The 18,322-nt window shown below is 61.7% G+C and carries 17 protein-coding genes; 9 read left to right on the top strand and 8 right to left on the bottom strand.

Annotated features, from left to right (window positions below):
* Positions 1-10 precede the first annotated feature (10 nt).
* From DWF74_RS16430 to DWF74_RS16410, 5 genes are all read right to left on the bottom strand, one after another.
* Positions 11-2,218 carry a GGDEF domain-containing protein gene (locus tag DWF74_RS16430; protein WP_115581309.1) on the bottom strand — a complete coding sequence of 736 codons (2,208 nt, stop codon included), beginning with the start codon at positions 2,216-2,218 and terminating at the stop codon, positions 11-13.
* The gene (locus DWF74_RS16425) at positions 2,215-3,093 is read right to left on the bottom strand and encodes an endonuclease/exonuclease/phosphatase family protein (protein WP_115581308.1); all 879 of its coding nucleotides are present in this window, start codon (positions 3,091-3,093) and stop codon (positions 2,215-2,217) included. The genes DWF74_RS16430 and DWF74_RS16425 overlap by 4 nt, the downstream gene beginning before the upstream one ends.
* Positions 3,094-3,104: 11 nt before the next feature.
* Positions 3,105-3,734 carry a thiol:disulfide interchange protein DsbA/DsbL gene (locus DWF74_RS16420; protein ID WP_102862497.1) on the bottom strand — a complete coding sequence of 210 codons (630 nt, stop codon included), beginning with the start codon at positions 3,732-3,734 and terminating at the stop codon, positions 3,105-3,107.
* A 196-nt stretch (positions 3,735-3,930) separates the two neighbouring features.
* The gene (locus DWF74_RS16415) at positions 3,931-4,536 is read right to left on the bottom strand and encodes a c-type cytochrome (RefSeq protein WP_102862496.1); all 606 of its coding nucleotides are present in this window, start codon (positions 4,534-4,536) and stop codon (positions 3,931-3,933) included.
* A 45-nt stretch (positions 4,537-4,581) separates the two neighbouring features.
* Positions 4,582-4,872 carry a c-type cytochrome gene (locus DWF74_RS16410; protein WP_016963939.1) on the bottom strand — a complete coding sequence of 97 codons (291 nt, stop codon included), beginning with the start codon at positions 4,870-4,872 and terminating at the stop codon, positions 4,582-4,584.
* Positions 4,873-5,063: 191 nt separating this feature from the next.
* On the opposite strand from DWF74_RS16410, the gene yihA reads away from it, so the two are divergent.
* The gene (gene yihA / locus DWF74_RS16405) at positions 5,064-5,705 is read left to right on the top strand and encodes a ribosome biogenesis GTP-binding protein YihA/YsxC (protein ID WP_060836883.1); all 642 of its coding nucleotides are present in this window, start codon (positions 5,064-5,066) and stop codon (positions 5,703-5,705) included.
* A gap of 411 nt (positions 5,706-6,116) precedes the next feature.
* Here yihA and polA read toward each other — a convergent pair whose 3' ends face one another.
* Positions 6,117-8,909: a DNA polymerase I gene (gene polA / locus DWF74_RS16400; protein ID WP_102862494.1), complete on the bottom strand. Its 2,793-nt coding sequence runs from the start codon at positions 8,907-8,909 to the stop codon at positions 6,117-6,119.
* A 74-nt stretch (positions 8,910-8,983) separates the two neighbouring features.
* On the opposite strand from polA, the gene DWF74_RS16395 reads away from it, so the two are divergent.
* Both DWF74_RS16395 and DWF74_RS16390 read left to right on the top strand, forming a co-directional pair.
* Positions 8,984-9,271: a DUF2782 domain-containing protein gene (locus tag DWF74_RS16395; RefSeq protein ID WP_102862493.1), complete on the top strand. Its 288-nt coding sequence runs from the start codon at positions 8,984-8,986 to the stop codon at positions 9,269-9,271.
* 65 nt (positions 9,272-9,336) lie between these two features.
* Positions 9,337-10,287 carry a homoserine kinase gene (locus tag DWF74_RS16390; RefSeq protein ID WP_115581307.1) on the top strand — a complete coding sequence of 317 codons (951 nt, stop codon included), beginning with the start codon at positions 9,337-9,339 and terminating at the stop codon, positions 10,285-10,287.
* Between the two features lie 85 nt (positions 10,288-10,372).
* Here DWF74_RS16390 and DWF74_RS16385 read toward each other — a convergent pair whose 3' ends face one another.
* A complete protein-coding gene (locus DWF74_RS16385; RefSeq protein ID WP_102862491.1) occupies positions 10,373-11,302 on the bottom strand; it encodes a zinc ABC transporter substrate-binding protein ZnuA in 930 nt (309 codons plus the stop codon).
* A 57-nt stretch (positions 11,303-11,359) separates the two neighbouring features.
* On the opposite strand from DWF74_RS16385, the gene zur reads away from it, so the two are divergent.
* From zur to DWF74_RS16365, 4 genes are read left to right on the top strand one after another with little or no spacing between them, the layout of a single operon-like run.
* Positions 11,360-11,842, top strand: a complete 483-nt coding sequence (gene zur / locus DWF74_RS16380; RefSeq protein WP_060836879.1) for a zinc uptake transcriptional repressor Zur — start codon at positions 11,360-11,362, stop codon at positions 11,840-11,842.
* The gene (gene znuC / locus DWF74_RS16375; protein ID WP_102862490.1) at positions 11,842-12,627 is read left to right on the top strand and encodes a zinc ABC transporter ATP-binding protein ZnuC; all 786 of its coding nucleotides are present in this window, start codon (positions 11,842-11,844) and stop codon (positions 12,625-12,627) included. Before zur ends, znuC begins: the two co-directional genes overlap by 1 nt.
* Positions 12,620-13,408 (top strand): zinc ABC transporter permease subunit ZnuB, encoded by a 789-nt coding sequence (znuB, locus tag DWF74_RS16370; RefSeq protein WP_102862489.1) that lies wholly within the window; start codon positions 12,620-12,622, stop codon positions 13,406-13,408. Before znuC ends, znuB begins: the two co-directional genes overlap by 8 nt.
* Before the next feature lie 37 nt (positions 13,409-13,445).
* Entirely contained in the window at positions 13,446-14,165 is a 720-nt protein-coding gene (locus DWF74_RS16365) for a PA5502 family lipoprotein (protein WP_102881442.1), read from the top strand.
* A 56-nt stretch (positions 14,166-14,221) separates the two neighbouring features.
* Here the strand turns inward: DWF74_RS16365 and katE are convergent, their stop codons facing one another.
* Entirely contained in the window at positions 14,222-16,360 is a 2,139-nt protein-coding gene (katE, locus tag DWF74_RS16360; RefSeq protein ID WP_115581306.1) for a catalase HPII, read from the bottom strand.
* Positions 16,361-16,630: 270 nt separating this feature from the next.
* On the opposite strand from katE, the gene DWF74_RS16355 reads away from it, so the two are divergent.
* On the top strand, positions 16,631-17,638 hold the full coding sequence (locus DWF74_RS16355; RefSeq protein WP_102862486.1) for a methionine ABC transporter ATP-binding protein: 1,008 nt from the start codon (positions 16,631-16,633) through the stop codon (positions 17,636-17,638).
* Entirely contained in the window at positions 17,638-18,312 is a 675-nt protein-coding gene (locus tag DWF74_RS16350) for a methionine ABC transporter permease (RefSeq protein ID WP_102862485.1), read from the top strand. Before DWF74_RS16355 ends, DWF74_RS16350 begins: the two co-directional genes overlap by 1 nt.
* The last annotated feature ends 10 nt before the right edge of the window (positions 18,313-18,322 follow it).

The raw sequence follows: 18,322 nt of genomic DNA, 5'->3' as shown, positions 1-18,322 counted from the left end.
GGCAAGCGTCTCAGCCTGCCTCTACCCGGTTGCGACCCGCATCCTTGGCCCGGTACAACGCCTGATCGGCTCTTTTGATCACCAGATCGCTGCGATCACCGGCCTTGAAGGCACTCAGTCCGACGGACACGGTAATGGTCACTGGCTCGCCCTTGAAGTGGAACGGACACGCCTCGACCGCCGCTCGCAGCGCTTCCACTATCCGCGCGCCCGCTGGCAACGGGGTATTGGGCATCAGCAGGACAAACTCCTCGCCGCCGAAACGCGCGATAAAATCGCTGCCACGCAGGCGCTTGCGCAACACGTTGGCGATGATCTTCAACACCTTGTCACCGGCCAGATGGCCGTAGTTGTCGTTGATCCGCTTGAAGTGATCGAGGTCGAGCATGGCCAGCAGCAAGCTGTTGCCATGTTGCCGCCATAGACCGACCTCGTGCTCCAGACGCTCGGTCCAGGCGGCGCGGTTGGGCAACCCGGTCAGCGGATCGATCAGGGCCTTTTGCCGCTGTTCCTCCAGGTGCTCACGGTAGCCCTGGGCCTCCTGCTCCATGCTCGAAACCCGCTCTGCCAGGCTTTGCAGACGGGCCGCCACTTCCTTCTCACGCTCATCGCGCTGCTTCTGGTGGTGATCCATGGTGCCCAGCAGGCCTTCCAGGTGGCTTTCCAGTACCTGCTTGAGGTCATCCAGATCTGCCGCCTCCTGCACGCTGCTCTGCAGGCCATCGACCTGCTCACGGATCTGGGTGTCCATGGCCCGTGCCGCCGAGCTGCTGTCGGCGTGGCCATCACTGGCCGCCTGCAGATTGCTCTGGAAGGCCTCAAGGCGCTCGTTAAGCTGTTTGAGGTACGTCTCGAACTCATGCTGGCCCGAATCGGTGATTGCCAGCATCAGTACCGCCAGATCATCGAGGATTGGCAGCAACTCGTACCAGTTCAGGCCATGTTGCAGACGATCACGCATGGCTTCGGCCTGAGGCCGATGGCGTTCCGGCAGACTCAGGTCATCGAGCAATCCCAGCAGGGTGTGTTCGATATGCTTGGCCACCGAGCTGTAGGAGGGCTCAGGAGAGTCCGGCAGGGCGTAAAGCACATCGTGCTCGGATTGCTCTGGATCGATGGCGGCCAAGGCCTCGGCCATCACTGGCGGCAAGGGCAGGCTGTCGAGCAGCACTGCCGGGGAAACCGCGGGAAGCGGCAACAGCTCATCGGGGTTGAGCGGAACGGGCTCGCTCTGAGGTGCGGCGGGTACTTCTGCCGGCGGCTGCAGAGGCGCTACCGGTAAAGCATCGACAGCGACAGAGGCCGGAGGCGCGACCTCGGCTGCAGCCGGAGCAGGCACTTCGATCGCGACCTGGGGCGCTGGCCCAAGGGACTCTTCCTGTGCCAGGACTGGTGGCACGAATGCCACCACCGACGACGGGGGCGGTACGCTGGCCGTTTCGGGCTCAATCTTGGCAGGGGCCTCGGAAACGGGCTGCGCAGCGGGTGTTGCCTCGGGCTCGGCCGGTGTCACGGCGACAGGTGCCGGAAGGACCTCAGCGACTTCCGGCAAATCCGTGGCCGGGGTCTGATAATGCTCGCGAACCACTTCGTCCGCTTCGCCAGCCTCTTCAACCTGGGGACGGGAGTTCACCGCAGGGACAGGAGCAGGCGCCGCTGGCGTAACCGCCTCAGCCTGGGGAGCATCGGCGGCGTCACGGGCCCCGAACAGGCGCTGCAACAGACTCGGGCGATCTGGTTCGGCGGGGGTTTCCAGCTGGCTCAGGGCCTTGCCCTGAAGATTGCTCAGCTCCCCCAGCAGCAAGGGGATCTCTCGCGCCTGACTGACCCGGCCATCCAGTTGCTTGGCGAAGGCCTTCAACGGGCGGCTGACTTCCCGGGGCAGGGGCAGGGACTGCAATTGGGTGACCAGGGCGGTCAAGGCACTGCTCATCTGGTTGACCCGGGTTTCACGCCGCTGCTCGGAGTCCAGCACGGCTTTTTCCAGACGGGGCAACAGCGCTGCAAGCCCGGCATCCATGTCGTCGGTGCGCACAACCTCGCGCATCTCCTTCATGCACTGGTCGACCGCACGATCGGTACCCTCCGCCGCCAGGGTGCTACGCACCAGGCCACGACGTAGCAAGTCCAGTCGAGCGGCCCATCGGCGCTCAAGCTTTTCCTGCTGCTCGATACTTTTGAGGTATTTCTCTTTCCAGCGTTGGGCGTCGTCGCTCATTCATCGGTTCCGCGAGGTGCAGGACTCAACGCGGGCAATGCATCGGCCGTGAGCGAACCCGGCAGACGAATCTCTACCGCGACCGGCAGGTGATCGGATATGGGTTGGGCCAGGACTTCGACTCGCTCCAGGGTCAGGCTGGGGCTGAGCAGGATATGGTCCAGGCAGCGTTGCGGACGCCAGCTGGGGAAGGTCGCCTGCAGTTGCGGCGCCAACAGGCTGAGGTCGCGTAAAGGAGAGTGCTCCAGCAAATCGCTGGCGTGGGTGTTCATGTCTCCCATCAGCACTTGATGCTTGTAGCCACCGATCAACTCGCGGATGTACGCCAGTTGCAGGGTTCGAGCCCGGGCGCCGAGCGCCAGGTGCATCATCACCACCACCAGCGCCTCGGGGCCTTCGCCAAATCGCACAAGGATCGCGCCGCGCCCCTTGGGGCCGGGCAGTGGATGGTCTTCGATGGCCCAGGGGCGCAAGCGACTGAGCACACCGTTGCTGTGCTGAGCCAGGCGTCCCAGGTTGCGATTGAGCTGTTGGTACCAGTAAGGGAAGGCACCCAGTTGGGCCAGGTGCTCCACCTGATTGACGTAGCCCGAACGCAGACTGCCACCATCGACTTCCTGCAGGGCTACCAGATCGAAGTCCCCCAGCAGATTGCCGATCTTCTGCAGGTTGTCCGCACGTCCGTTATGGGGCAGCAGGTGCTGCCAGCCACGGGTCAGGTAATGGCGATAACGCTCGGTGCTGATACCGACCTGAATATTGAAACTGAGCAAACGCAGGCGACTGTCCGCCGGCAGGCCGGTCGACGCCAAATGGTGCTCGTTGACCTGCGGATCATGCAGGCCAACGATGCGTTCAGAGCCCCAGCGCGGCATGGCGGCGGCGCTTACTTGGCTGCGCGCTCTTTGGCAATCAACTGGTCGGCGACGCTCAGCGCACCTTCAGGACCACCGGCGGAGCCCAGGTCGAAACGGTACTTGCCGTTGACCACCATGGTCGGTACGCCAGTGATCTGGTAGGCCTGAGCCTTCTTCTTGGCGTCTTCGACCTTGCCTTTGACGGCGAAGGAGTTGTAGGTGCTCAGGAATTTGTCCTTGTCGACGCCTTCGGCTACCAGGAATTCGGCCATCTCTTCTGGAGTGGCGAGTTTCTTGCCGCTATGGATGGCTTCGAACACGGCCTTGTGAACCTTGTGCTCGACGCCCATGGCTTCCAGGGTGATGAACAGTTGGCCATGAACGTTCCAGATACCGCCGAACATCGCCGGGATACGCACAAAGTTGACATCGCTAGGGAGTTTTTCAACCCAGGGATTGATGGTCGGCTCAAAGGCGTAGCAGTGCGGGCAGCCATACCAGAACAGCTCTACCACCTCGATCTTGCCAGGCACGGCAACCGGAACGGCGCTGCTCAACTCGACATATGTTTTACCGGCTTCAAGCGGCTCGGCGGCTTGAGCGGTCACGCCAAACAGGCTGGCGGTGACGAGAGCGGCGCTGAGAATCAGATTACGCATGCTTTACTCCTGGACAATTTTGGCGCCTCGCGCGACCTGAATTCAGACAGATCATGGCGGGCTTGAGTTCGCTAGTGTAGCGGCAGACGCCATAAAAAAGGGCGGCCTGAGCCACCCTTTATGCTTGCACCGTCAGATTAATCGATCATTAACGTTGCCGCGGCTCAACACCCTCGGCAACTTGATCGAGCCGGCCTTAGTGCAGGCCCTGAATATAGCTGGACACCGCCTCGATGTCTTTGTTGCTCAACTTGGCGGCGATGCTGCGCATGACCATGGTATCGCCGTCGTTGGTGCGGTTGCCTTCGCGGAAGTCAGTCAGCTGCTTGGCCACATATTGTGCATGCTGCCCACCCAGGTGAGGAAAGCCGGCCGCTGCGTTACCGGCGCCATTTGGCGCATGGCAGCCGGTGCAGGCTGGCATGCCTTGATCCAGCTTGCCGCCCCGGAAGAGTTCTTCGCCACGGGCCACGACTTTAGGATCAGCGGCGCCGACGCTGCCTTTCTGGCTGGCGAAGTAAGCGGCGATGTCAGCCAGGTCCTGATCGTTCAGATTGGTCAGCATACCGGTCATTTCCAGCACTTGCCGCTTGCCGGACTTGATGTCGTGCAGCTGCTTCTCCAGGTACTTTTCCCCCTGACCCGCCAGCTTGGGAAAGTTTGGCGCCATGCTGTTCCCATCAGGGCCGTGGCAAGCGCCACATACTGCGGTTTTCGCCTGACCGGCAGCAGCGTCGCCTGCGGCATGGGCGACACCTGTGATGCCCAAGGTCAACAGCAGACTCACGAGTAATTTGTTCATCAGCTAATCCAACTACGGCTAAGGGTTAAGAGTTATGGACCGGAATCACTCGCTCATCCAATGGATGATGGCTCGGTAATCCTCGGCACTGCAGTCCATGCACAAACCACGCGGCGGCATCGCCTTGAAACCCTGGGTCACGTGTTGCACCAGCGTCTCCATACCTTGCGCCAACCTCGGCGCCCAAGCTTCCTGGTCGCCCTTGCGGGGCGCCGTGGGTAGTTGGCCGGAATGACAAGCCCCACAAACACGGTTGTACACAGCTTCCGGATCCTGTGTAGCCTGAGCGCTGTAAAGCGGCATCAAGACACCGGCAGCTAGCAGCCATTTCGTCATAAAACGACCTTTTCAGGGTTGAGAGCGTGCTGCGTTCTAATGCGCATTCAAGGTTTATCGCTCTCGTGAACTTCATCCTACGCTGGGACAAAGCGCACACAAAATCTGCGGCATTATATACTGGCGTTACTGAAACGGAAACGACACCGCTCGCCGCGTCCACTCTCGGCATCGCCCCTATCGGAAATCCCATGCAACTCAAGAACCCCATCCTCGGTCTGTGCCAACAGGCTACGTTCATGCTCAGCGCCGCCAAAGTCGACCAATGTCCTGACGATGACGGCTTTGAAGTGGCCTTTGCCGGGCGCTCCAACGCCGGTAAATCCAGCGCCCTGAACACCCTGACCCACGCCAGCCTGGCACGCACCTCGAAAACACCGGGTCGCACGCAGTTGTTGAACTTCTTCAAGCTAGACGACGATCGCCGTCTGGTCGACCTGCCGGGCTATGGTTACGCCAAAGTACCGATCCCGCTGAAGCAGCACTGGCAGCGCCACTTGGAAGCTTATCTGGGCAGCCGCGAGAGCCTTAAAGGCTTGATCCTGATGATGGACATCCGTCATCCCATGACCGACTTCGACCTGTTGATGCTGGACTGGGCGGTCGCCAGCGGCATGCCGATGCACATCCTGCTGACCAAGGCCGACAAACTGACCTATGGCGCAGCCAAGAACACCCTGCTCAAGGTGCAGTCGCAGATCCGCAAGGGCTGGGGCGAAGCGGTCACCATCCAACTGTTCTCGGCCCCCAAGCGCATGGGCCTGGAAGAGGCCTACACCGTGCTGGCAGGCTGGATGGAACTGGCCGACAAAGGCGCCGAAACCGAGGCCTGAGAAAGAGTTTCAAATTGTCTGCGCGGTGATCAGGCAAGGCAAAAAGCGGCGGGAAAGCGGAGTTTAGGGGCCTAAATGAGCATTTCCCGCCGCTTTTTAACGCAGCATGGTCGCCGCGCAGGCAATTTTCAGGCAAAAAAAACCCCGGACTTCGTATGGGGAGGGGGAAGTTCGGGGTTCAAGTTCTAGACCGCTAGGGCGGGGTCCAGATATCTGCCAACACTTAACACAACATAGGAGCATCGAAGGGCTTCACCAGCCATTCAGTAACTCTGAGTGAGCTTTCACCGATTTAGTTCCGGCGGATTGCAAAAACTATTGGCAATAAACGATGAAATTTTCCGTGCTAATAGCCCCTGGCCAGCTTTTACCGCGACACTATGCCGCGGCAAAAACCGCTTAAAAGAGCCCTTAGTGGGCCTCATCCCAGTTATTTCCCACGCCGACTTCAACCAATAACGGCACATCCAGAGTTGCGGCACCGCTCATGTAGCCGCGAATCTCATCACGTACTTGATCCACCAGGTCCTCACGCACCTCCAGTACCAGTTCGTCGTGTACTTGCAGAATGACCCGGGCATCCAGCCCCGAGGACTCCAGCCAGTTGTCCACCGCCACCATGGCCTTCTTGATGATATCCGCCGCCGTGCCCTGCATCGGCGCGTTGATCGCGGTGCGCTCGGCCCCGGCACGCTCCTGCGGCTTGTTGGAGTTGATCTCCGGCAGGTACAGCCGGCGACCGAAGATGGTCTCCACATACCCTTGGTCCGCCGCCTGGGCACGGGTACGGTCCATATACTCGCGAACCCCCGGATAGCGGGCGAAATAGGTATCGATGTAGGCCTTGGCCTGCTTGGTATCGACGCCGATATCCTTGCCCAGCTTCTGCGCGCCCATGCCATAGATCAGACCAAAGTTGATGGCCTTGGCACTGCGACGCTGATCGGACGTAACGTCCTTGAGCTCCACCTTGAACACTTCGGCAGCCGTAGCGGTGTGCACATCCAGGTTGTTGCGGAAGGCATTGAGCAGGCCTTCGTCCCGGGACAAGTGCGCCATGATCCGCAACTCGATCTGCGAATAGTCCGCCGCCAGCAGCTTGTAGCCGGCCGGGGCGATAAAGGCCTGGCGAATACGCCGACCTTCCGCGGTGCGCACCGGGATGTTCTGCAGGTTCGGATCACTGGAGGACAGACGCCCGGTAGACGCCACAGCCTGATGATAGGAGGTGTGGATACGCCCCGTGCGCGGGTTGATCTGCTCGGGCAGGCGATCGGTGTAGGTGCTTTTCAGCTTGCTCATGGAGCGGTACTGCATCAACACCCGAGGCAGCGGATAGTCGTCTTCGGCGAGCTTGGCCAACACCTCTTCAGCCGTAGAAGGCTGGCCCTTGGCGGTCTTTTTCAGCACCGGCAGGCCGAGCTTGTCGTAGAGAATCGTCCCCAGTTGCTTGGGCGAGCCCAGGTTGAACTCCTCACCCGCGATCTCGAAAGCCTCGCGCTCAAGGGCAACCATCTTGTCCCCCAGCTCGATGCTCTGAAGCCCCAGCAGCTTGTCGTCCACCAGAGCGCCCTGACGCTCGATACGCGCCAGGACCGGCACCAGCGGCATCTCGATATCGGTCAATACGCTGGCCAGGCTCGGAATGGCTGTCAGCTTCTCGAACAGCACCTGGTGCAGACGCAAGGTCACATCGGCATCTTCAGCAGCATACGGCCCCGCCTGCTCAAGGGGGATCTGATCGAAAGTCAGCTGTTTGGCGCCCTTGCCGGCGATGTCCTGGAAGCTCACGGTGCTGTGGTCCAGGTACTTCTGCGCCAGGCTGTCCATGTCATGGCGAGTGGCGGTGGAGTTGAGCACGTAGGATTCGAGCATGGTGTCGAAGGCAATGCCGCGCACAGTGATGCCATTGGCCTGATCGCCACCTATGGCGCAATTGGCCAGGATGTTCATGTCGAACTTGGCGTGCTGACCGACCTTGAGCAGCTTGGGATCTTCCAGCAACGGCTTCAAAGCCAGCAGCACAGTGTCGCGATCCAGCTGCTCCGGAACGCCCATATAGGAGTGGGTCAACGGAACGTAGGCCGCTTCCCCGGCCTTGACCGAGAAGGACAGCCCCACCAGTTGCGCCTGTTGTGCATCGATACCGGTGGTCTCGGTATCGAACGCAATCAGCTTGGCGTTTTTCAGCTTCTCCAGCCAGACCGCAAAACGCTCCTGGTCGAGGATGGTTTCGTACTGCAACTCAAGTGGCGCCTGCTCCGCCGCTGCCGGTTGCTCTGCCACCGCCTCAGGCGCCTCGGCAGAGCTGAGCTCGACGCGCTTGGCGTCTCGCTGCAAATCATCGAGCCAGCTCTTGAATTCCAGCAGGCTGTAGAGCTCCGCCAGTTTCTCGCGGTCGGGCTCGCGCAAGTGCAGGTCATCCAGCCCCACATCCAGGGCCACGTCTACCTTGATGGTCGCCAACTGATAGGAGAGAAAGGCCATCTCCTTGTGCTCTTCCAGCTTGGCCGGCAAGGTCTTGGCGCCGCGAATCGGCAGGGTCGGCACGATATCAAGCTGCTCGTAGAGCTCCTTCAGGCCACCATTGACCCCGACCAGCAAACCGGAAGCCGTCTTCGGACCAATACCCGGTACGCCCGGAATGTTGTCGGAAGAATCGCCCATCAGCGCCAGGTAATCGATGATCTGCTCGGGAGCGACGCCGAATTTCTCCTTCACGCCTTCCACATCCATGCTGCTACCGGACATGGTGTTGACCAAGGTAATGTGCCCGTCGACCAACTGGGCCATGTCTTTGTCACCGGTGGAAATCACCACCGGGCGATCCGCCGCCGCGCTGCTGCGGGCCAGGGTGCCGATCACGTCATCGGCCTCGACCCCTTCCACGCACAGCAGCGGGAAGCCCAGGGCGATCACGCTGGCGTGCAGCGGCTCGATCTGCACCCGCATGTCATCGGGCATGCTCGGGCGGTTGGCCTTGTATTGGGCGTACATGTCATCGCGGAAGGTCCCGCCCTTGGCATCGAAGACCACCGCGAACGGGCTGTCCGGATACTGCTTGCGCAGGCTCTTGAGCATGTTCAGCACGCCCTTGACCGCGCCGGTAGGCAGGCCTTTGGAGGTGGTCAGAGGTGGCAACGCGTGAAACGCGCGGTACAGATATGAAGAACCGTCCACCAGGACGAGGGGGGCTTGGCTCATGAGCAGGATCAACCTTTTCGGCGGGTCCGGCGCTAGAATAGCGGGACCGTTGACGACAAAGGGACAAGGTTATCATGCGCACACTAAATCGCTTGCTGCTGGCCGGCTTGATTGCAATCGCTCCAATGGCCGTGATCGCCGCAGAAGATGCGCCGTCAGCGGACCCGGAAGTGACCATTCGCACGGAAGGCGACAAGACCATCCAGGAATACCGGCAAAATGGCTTTCTGTACGCCATCAAAGTCACGCCCAAGGGCGGTAAACCCTACTTCCTGGTGCGCGCCGATGGCTCCGACGGCAACTTCATCCGTTCGGATCAGCCGGATATGCTGATCCCTTCGTGGAAAATCTTTGAGTGGTAAACCACTCCGACTTCAACTCATTGGCGCTGGCTCGATAGCGGCGCCCGTACTGGCAGTTTTTAACCATGTCTGTGTTCACCCCCCTGGCTCGGCCCGAGCTGGAAACCTTTCTCGCCCCTTATGGGCTCGGCCGCCTGCTTGACTTCCAGGGGATCGCCGCTGGTAGCGAAAACACCAACTTCTTCATCAGCCTGGAGCAGGGCGAGTTCGTCCTGACCCTGGTGGAGCGCGGCCCGGTCCAGGAAATGCCGTTCTTCATCGAACTGCTGGACGTGCTGCACCAGGCCGACCTGCCGGTGCCTTATGCGCTGCGCACCACAGACGGCGTGGCCCTGCGGGAATTGGCTGGCAAACCGGCGTTGCTGCAACCGCGCCTGGCAGGCAAGCACATCAAGGAAGCCAACGCCCAGCACTGTGCCCAGGTGGGTGAGTTGCTCGGGCATCTGCACGTGGCGACCAAGGACAACATGATCAAACGCAAGACCGATCGTGGCCTGGACTGGATGCAGGAGGAGGGCACCCAGCTGTTGTCGCATCTCGATACTCCCGCTCAAGACCTGCTGCAGCGGGCGCTGGATGAAATCACCGAACAGAAGACCGGGATCCTTGCCTTGCCTCGGGCCAACATCCACGCCGATCTGTTTCGCGACAACGCGATGTTCGAAGGCACCCACCTGACCGGCCTGATCGATTTCTACAACGCTTGCTCGGGGCCGATGCTCTACGACGTGGCCATTGCCTTGAACGACTGGTGCTCCGACGCCGAAGGCGTGATCGACGGACCACGGGCCCGGGCGCTGTTGGGCGCCTATGCGGCGCTACGACCATTCACTGCGGCCGAGGCCGAACTCTGGCCGACCATGCTGCGGGTAGCCTGCGTGCGCTTCTGGCTGTCACGACTGATTGCCGCCGAGAGTTTCGCCGGGCAGGACGTACTGATTCACGATCCAATGGAGTTCCAGCAGCGTCTGGCACAGCGGCAACAGGTCAGCCTCACGCTGCCGTTCGCCCTGTAAAACGCTTCGCGGGCCAGCCCGCTCCTACAGGTGCACTCTGTAGGAGCGGGCTGGCCCGCGAAAGTCGTCCCACAACAATCTCTGCTTAAAGCTGCTCCAGACAGCCCGCCAGATCGTTCCCCAATTTCTCCAGCACCTGCTCATAGCCCTGAGCGGTTGCGGGCGTATAACCACCCAGCGCATCCAGCTCCGCCAGTTTCACCGGCAGCCCGGCCACCAGGGTTTCCGCCAACCGCGGACGCAGAGGCGGCTCGCTGAACACACAGGTCTTGCCCACCTGCTGCAAACGCGCGCGCATGGCCGCCACGTGCTGCGCACCCGGCTGCACTTCCGCAGCAACGCTGAACACCCCGGCGTGCTTGAGGCCATAAGCGTCCTCGAAGTAATCGAATGCCTCATGGAACACGAAGTAGGGCTTGCCGGCGATCCCCGCCAGACGAGCCTTCAAACGGGTATCCAGGGCATCCAGACGCTCATTGAATGCTTTCAGATTGCTCTGGTAACGGGCAGCGTTGGCCGGGTCGGCAGCACTCAAGTCCGCAGCGATGCGCGCCGCGATCACCCGGGCATTTATCGGCGACAGCCACAGGTGGGCATCCAGGGTTCCCGGGCGATGATCGTGATCGTGTTCGTCGGCTTCTTCGGCATGCGAGTGGCTATCTTCGGCGAAATGGCGAAGCTTCATGCCCGGCAGATCCTGCACCGCCACCGAGGGCAGGGTGCGTCCCTTAAGGACCCGCGGCAGAAAACCCTCCATGTCCGGGCCGATCCAGTACAGCAGGTCCACACTCTGCACCTTGCGTACGTCCGACGGACGCAGCGCATAGTTGTGCGGCGACGCACCCGGCGGCAGCAGCACCTCAGGAACCGCAACGCCGTCCTGCACCGCCGCCGCGATCAGTTGCAGCGGCTTGATGCTGGTGAGTACCCGGACTTCGGCCTGGGCCGAGCCGATCGCGAACAAGCTGAAGGTAAAAGCGACAAAAAGGCGAAAAAGTGTGGGCACGATGGACACTCGAAGAGGCGAGAACGGGTAACATAATAACGTCTCTCACAAACCTCGTCGCCGCTCATGCCTAAAACACCCCTTGCCAGCCGTCCACACGACCACTCTCACTGCGTACACAGCGCACTGTCTGAGGCCGACGCCCTGTGCGCACGGCAAGGCCTGCGCCTGACCGCCCTGCGTCGGCGGGTACTGGAGTTGGTGTGGCAAAGCCACAAGCCCCTGGGGGCTTACGACATTCTCGCCGTACTCAGCGAGCAGGACGGTCGTCGCGCCGCCCCGCCAACGGTTTACCGGGCCCTGGATTTCCTCCTGGAAAACGGCCTGGTACACCGCATCGCCTCGCTTAACGCCTTCGTCGGCTGCAACCACCCGGAACACGCGCACCAGGGCCAGTTCCTGATCTGTCGCGAATGCCACGCCGCCATCGAGCTCGAACAGAAATCCATCAGCGACGCCATCATCACCAGCGCCCGCGACGTCGGCTTCGTGGTCGAGGGCCAGACCGTCGAAGTGGTCGGACTCTGCTCGGGCTGCCAGGGGGCTTGATGAGCACTGCGTTGATCCGCCTCGAGCAGGTCGGGGTGACCTTTGCCGGGCAGAACGTCCTGGACAACATCGAGCTCAGCGTCGAGCCCGGGCAGATCGTGACCCTGATCGGCCCCAACGGCGCCGGCAAGACCACCTTGGTGCGCGCCGTACTGGGCCTGCTCAAGCCCGACAGCGGCAGCGTCTGGCGCAAGCCCAAGCTGCGGGTCGGCTACATGCCGCAAAAGCTCCATGTCGACCCGACCCTGCCCCTGTCGGTGCTGCGCTTTCTGCGCCTGGTGCCGGGCGTGGATCGCAGCCGAGCCTTGGCAGCCCTCAAGGAAGTCGGCGCCGAGCAGGTGATCGACAGCCCGGTGCAAAGCATTTCCGGCGGCGAAATGCAGCGCGTGCTGCTGGCCCGGGCATTGCTGCGCGAGCCTGAACTGCTGGTACTCGACGAGCCGGTACAAGGCGTTGACGTCGCCGGCCAGGCCGAGCTCTACAGCCTGATCACTCGCCTGCGGGACCGGCATGGCTGCGGCGTGCTGATGGTCTCCCATGACTTGCATCTGGTAATGAGCACAACCGACCAGGTGGTCTGCCTGAACCGCCACGTCTGCTGCTCGGGCCACCCCGAACAGGTCAGCGGCGATCCCGCCTTCGTCGAGCTGTTTGGCAAGAACGCGCCAAGCCTGGCGATCTACCACCACCATCACGATCACGCCCATGACCTGCATGGCTCGGTGGTCACCCAGCCCGCCTCGGGCCACCCCCATGTCCACGGAGAAAACTGCAAGCATGGCTGATTTTCTGCTCTACGCCCTGCTCGCAGGTTTGGCCCTGGCGGTGGTTGCCGGCCCCTTGGGGTCCTTCGTGGTCTGGCGGCGCATGGCCTACTTTGGCGACACCCTGTCCCATGCTGCGCTCCTGGGAGTCGCCCTGGGTTTCCTGCTGGATGTCAGCCCCGCCGTGGCCGTCACCGTAGGTTGCCTGTTGCTGGCGGTGCTGCTGGTGACCCTGCAACAACGCCAGCCTCTGGCATCCGACACGCTGCTGGGGATTCTTGCTCCCAGCACCCTGTCCCTGGGCCTGGTGGTACTAAGCTTCATGCATGAAGTGCGAATCGACCTGATGGCCTACCTGTTCGGTGACCTGCTGGCGATCAGCCCGGGCGATCTGGCGTGGATTCTCGGCGGCAGCGCAGCGGTGCTGTTGCTGCTGGTGGCACTGTGGCGGCCCCTGCTGGCAATCACCGTGCACGAGGAGTTGGCCAAGGTCGAAGGCCTGCCCGTGGCTTCGCTGCGCCTGGCGCTGATGCTGTTGATTGCCGTGGTGATTGCGGTGGCGATGAAGATTGTCGGGGTATTGCTGATTACCTCGTTGCTGATCATCCCGGCCGCTGCGGCACAGCGTCACGCCCGTTCGCCGGAGCAGATGGCCCTGGGCGCAAGCCTGCTGGGCATGCTCGCGGTGTGCGGCGGGCTGGCGCTGTCCTGGTTCAAGGACACCCCGGCCGGGCCGTCGATCGTGGTCACGGCCGCCGCATTATTTCTGCTGAGTTTTGTTCTGCCCCGTCGAGGGGTGTAGACTTGCTCGCTTTTTGCGCAATTAGAGAGTCGCAGGAATGAAGCCGTTCGCCTCCCGTTATCTGCTCCTTGTCGCATTCTCCCTGCTGCTGGGGGCCTGCCAAAGCACGCCACCGGCGACCACCCAGGTCCCCGATGCGCGGGCCTCGGCCATCGCACAGCTGGAACAAAACATTGCCAGCAGTGAGCTGGCCACCGCTGAAGACCAACTCAGTGCGCTGCAGGCACAAACGCCTGACGACCCACAGTTGGTGCAATACCAGCGGCAGATTGCCGAAGCCTATCTGCAGCGCAGCCAGATCGTCCTGCAAAAGGGCGATGTGAATGCCGCGGCCACAGCCCTGAGTCGGGCTCGGGCGCTGATGCCCAAGGCGCCGGCGCTGACCGGTGGTGTCAACAACGCCATTGCCCATGCACGCAAGGCCGAGCTGGACCAGGCCGAAGCCGCCCTGAAGGCTGCCGAAGCGCGCCCAGCGGCCAAGCTGATCGATCCTGCGGCCCAGAGCACCACCATCGCCTTGAACGTCACCGATATCCGCAAGCTGCGTCATCAGCTCGATGCGCTGGCCACCGATGTGGTGAATTATCAGTGCGACGTGAGCATCCAGGTGCCGCGCACCGAGGATTATCCCTGGCTGTCGACCTTGCTCGGCAAGCGGGTGAAGAAGCTCGACCCCGACTTTGAACAGAAGATCAGCCGGCAGATCGTGCGCCACGTACCGGCGCAGATGGTCTTGAGCCCGCGCAAGGCGCAGTAAAGCCTTCGCCGGCAAGCCGGCTCCTACCGGGAGCGGGCTGGTCGGCGAAAGTTTGTTCAGGCCGGGATTGCCTTGGCCTTTTCCTCTCGATCCCAGACCCGATGCTGCCCAATGGCGGCAAAGAACGCTTTGAATGCCTTGGCATCTCCTCCAACGATCAAGCCCTTGTCCGCTTCCAGCTTGAGCACCGCCAGCAGCTCCCGGGCTTCGCCGTGCAAGGCGATGGCCTTGAGATGTTTGTAGGCCTCCAACAGGTAATGCAGCGCCACACCATTGCCGCTCAGGGTCTTGATCGACTGCGCGCCGCCCGGCACGAACACCGCGTCGAACGCCACTGACGGCAGGCCCTCCATGGAAGCATCCACCGGCAAACGCTTGCCGTCCGCGGTGGTGACCGGTGCCGAGGTCGGCCCCAACAGCTTAGCGTGCGCCCCTTCGGCCTTGAGAGCCTTCTTCAACGCGTCAATCGCTGCACCATCAACGCCGTTGGCCGCAAGAATCGCCACTTTCCGCGTTTTGATATGACCCGGCAGCAGGTTCGCCTGGCTCAGGGCCGGCGAGCGTGTCAGCGACGTCTTGCGCTCAGCCACAGTGGCCTTCTTCGGCGCCGCCAGGCCCAGGTTCTCGGCCACACGAGCGGCCAGGTGCAGATCGATGTTGGCGAGAATTTCGTTTACCTGCCGCTCACGGATCCACTGCCGCTCGACCTTGCCCAGCTCGAAGCTGTAGGCCGCGATGATGTGTTCCTGCTCGTGCTTGCTCATGCTGTTGAAGAACAGCCGTGCCTGGGAGAAATGATCGCCGAACGACTCGCTGCGCTGGCGGATCTTGTGAGCATCGATGCGCTCGTTATAACTCTCGAAACCACCATCCTGGGCCGCCGGCGGGGTTTCTTTCGGCCAGCCACCATCAATGGAGTTCGGCTCGTAGGCAGCCCGCCCCTTGTCGATGGTGCTGCGGTGCATGGCGTCGCGCTGACCATTGTGCAAAGGGGTCAGCGGTCGGTTGATGGGCAGCTCATGAAAGTTCGGCCCACCCAGGCGACTGATCTGCGTATCGGTGTAGGAAAACAGCCGCCCTTGCAGCAACGGGTCGTTGGAGAAATCGATCCCCGGCACGATGTGCCCCGGGCAGAAGGCGACCTGCTCGGTTTCGGCAAAATAATTGTCGGGGTTGCGGTTGAGCACCATCTTGCCCAGGGGCGTGATGGGCACCAGTTCCTCGGGGATCAGCTTGGTGGGGTCGAGAATGTCGAAGTCGAAATTGTGTTCGTCTTCTTCGGCGATGATCTGCACGCCGAACTCCCACTCCGGGTAATCCCCGGCTTCGATGGAGTCCCACAGGTCACGGCGATGGAAGTCGGTGTCCTTGCCGGCGAGCTTCTGCGCCTCGTCCCAGACCAGGGAACAGGTGCCCACCGTCGGCCGCCAGTGAAACTTGACGAAGCTTGCGCGCCCCTCGGCGTTGATCAAACGAAAGGTGTGCACGCCAAAGCCCTGCATGCTGCGCAGGCTTTTCGGAATGGCCCGATCGGACATGGCCCAGATCACCATGTGCGCCGATTCCGGCTGCAGGGAGACGAAGTCCCAGAAGGTGTCGTGGGCCGAGCCGCCGGTGGGGATCTCATTGTGGGGTTCGGGTTTCACCGCATGCACGAAGTCGGGGAACTTGATCGCGTCCTGGATGAGGAACACCGGCATGTTGTTGCCCACCAGGTCGAAGTTGCCCTCGTCGGTGAAGAATTTCACTGCAAATCCCCGGACATCACGCACGGTATCGCCGGAACCTCTTGGTCCCTGGACCGTGGAAAAGCGCACGAACACCGGGGTCTTCTTCTGCGGATCGCGCAGGAAACCGGCCTTGGTCAGCGCCGAATGATTGTCGTAGCTCTGGAAGTAACCATGGGCGCCAACACCCCGGGCGTGGACGATGCGCTCGGGAATCCGCTCATGGTCGAAGTGGGTGATCTTCTCCCGCATGATGAAGTCTTCCAGCAGCGAAGGACCACGAGCGCCCGCCTTGAGGCTGTTCTGGTTGTCAGCGACCTTCACCCCCTGATTGGTCCGCAGGGCCTGGCCCGTGGCGTCGGAGCGGAACGGCTCCAGGCTCTGCAACTTGGTGTTGCTGTTGCCCCGGTCCAGGGTATCGGTCCCGGCCATCTGGCTTTTCGGGGCATTGGGTTTTTTCGTACTCATCAGACAAAAACTCCTCGTTGGCGAAGTCCCTGGCACGCCGGGGCTTCGTGAACACAGGCCCGCAGGCACGGCACCTGGGGCTTCTCGAGTGGTTTAAGTAGTGACTGACGAGAAACTGCGAGCGTTCCTTTTTTATGACCTTTGATCGCGTTATTGCCAAATGGCAGGATGATTGCGAAATAAATGCTAAGAACCTCTATACGGACAGGCTAAAATGCGCGCCCGGCTAACCGCTGATCCTTTTCTAACGCGCCCCACAAGGTTCGCTACGTGATCGAGTTTCAAAACGTCCATAAAACCTACCGGGTCGCCGGTAAGGATATTCCCGCCCTGCACCCGACCAGTCTTCGGGTCGAGAATGGTCAGGTGTTCGGCCTGATCGGTCATTCCGGCGCGGGCAAAAGCACGCTGCTGCGCCTGATCAACCGCCTGGAAAACCCCAGCGGCGGCACGATCATCGTCGACGGTGAAGAAGTCACCGCGCTGGACGCCAACGGCCTGCGCCGCTTCCGCCAACAGGTCGGGATGATCTTCCAGCACTTCAATCTGCTGTCCTCCAAGACTGTGGCTGACAACGTCGCCTTGCCCCTGACCCTGGCCGGCGAGCTGTCGCGCAGCGACATCGAACGCCGTGTGGCTGAGTTGCTGGAGCGGGTCGGCCTGTCCGACCACGCCAAGAAATACCCGGCACAACTGTCCGGCGGCCAGAAACAGCGCGTCGGCATCGCCCGTGCCCTGGCCACCAAGCCAAAGATCCTGCTGTGCGACGAAGCCACCAGCGCCCTCGATCCGCAGACCACGGCCTCGGTCCTGCAACTGCTGGCCGAGATCAATCGCGAGCTGAACCTGACCATCGTTCTGATCACCCACGAAATGGACGTGATCCGTCGCGTCTGTGACCAGGTGGCGGTCATGGACGCCGGCCAGATCGTCGAACAGGGCTCGGTGGCCGAGGTGTTCCTGCACCCCAAGCACCCGACCACCAAACGCTTCGTCCAGGAAGACGAGCAGATCGACGAGAACGAGCAACGCGACGACTTCGCCCACGTACCGGGGCGTATCGTGCGCCTGACTTTCCAGGGCGATTCCACCTACGCACCGCTGCTGGGCACTGTGGCCCGGGAGACCGGGGTCGACTACAGCATCCTCGCCGGACGCATCGACCGCATCAAAGACACCCCTTACGGGCAACTGACCCTGGCCATCACCGGCGGTGACATGGAAGCGGCCTTCGCCCGCTTCACCGCGGCGGATGTCCACATGGAGGTGCTGCGCTAATGAGCGGCTTACTGCATTACTTCGACAACGTTGACTGGGCCGATATCGGAGTGGCAACCAGCGACACCATGGTCATGCTCAGCACGTCCCTGGTATTCACCGTACTGGTGGGCCTGCCGCTGGGGGTCTTGCTGTTCCTGTGCAGCCCAAGGCAGTTGCTGGAACAGAAAAATGTCTATTCGATCCTGGGCTTTGTGGTCAACGCCATCCGCTCGCTGCCGTTCATCATCCTGCTGATTGTGATGATTCCGACCACTATCCTCATCACGGGCACCTCCCTGGGTGTGGCGGGCGCCATCCCTCCGCTGGTGGTGGGCGCTTCCACCTTCTTCGCGCGCCTGGTGGAAACCGCTCTGCGTGAAGTGGATCGCGGCATTATCGAGGCCACCCAGGCCATGGGCGCCACGACCCGGCAGATCATCATGAACGCCCTGCTGCCCGAGGCCTGCCCCGGTATCATCGCGGCGATCACGGTCACCGCCATCGCCCTGGTCGGCTACACCGCCATGGCCGGTGTCGTGGGTGCAGGCGGCCTCGGTGACCTGGCCATTCGTTATGGTTACCAGCGTTTCCAGGACGATGTGATGGTGGTGACCGTGGTAATGCTGATTGTGTTGGTTCAGGTTCTGCAAACCGTTGGCGATAAGCTGGTGGTGCACTTTTCCCGCAAATAATTGCAATCGC

This window comes from Pseudomonas protegens (assembly GCF_003363755.1).
Taxonomy (GTDB): domain Bacteria; phylum Pseudomonadota; class Gammaproteobacteria; order Pseudomonadales; family Pseudomonadaceae; genus Aquipseudomonas; species Aquipseudomonas danubii.
The sequence above is the reverse complement of the archived record's forward strand: the minus strand, read 5'-3'. Positions and strand labels throughout refer to the sequence as shown.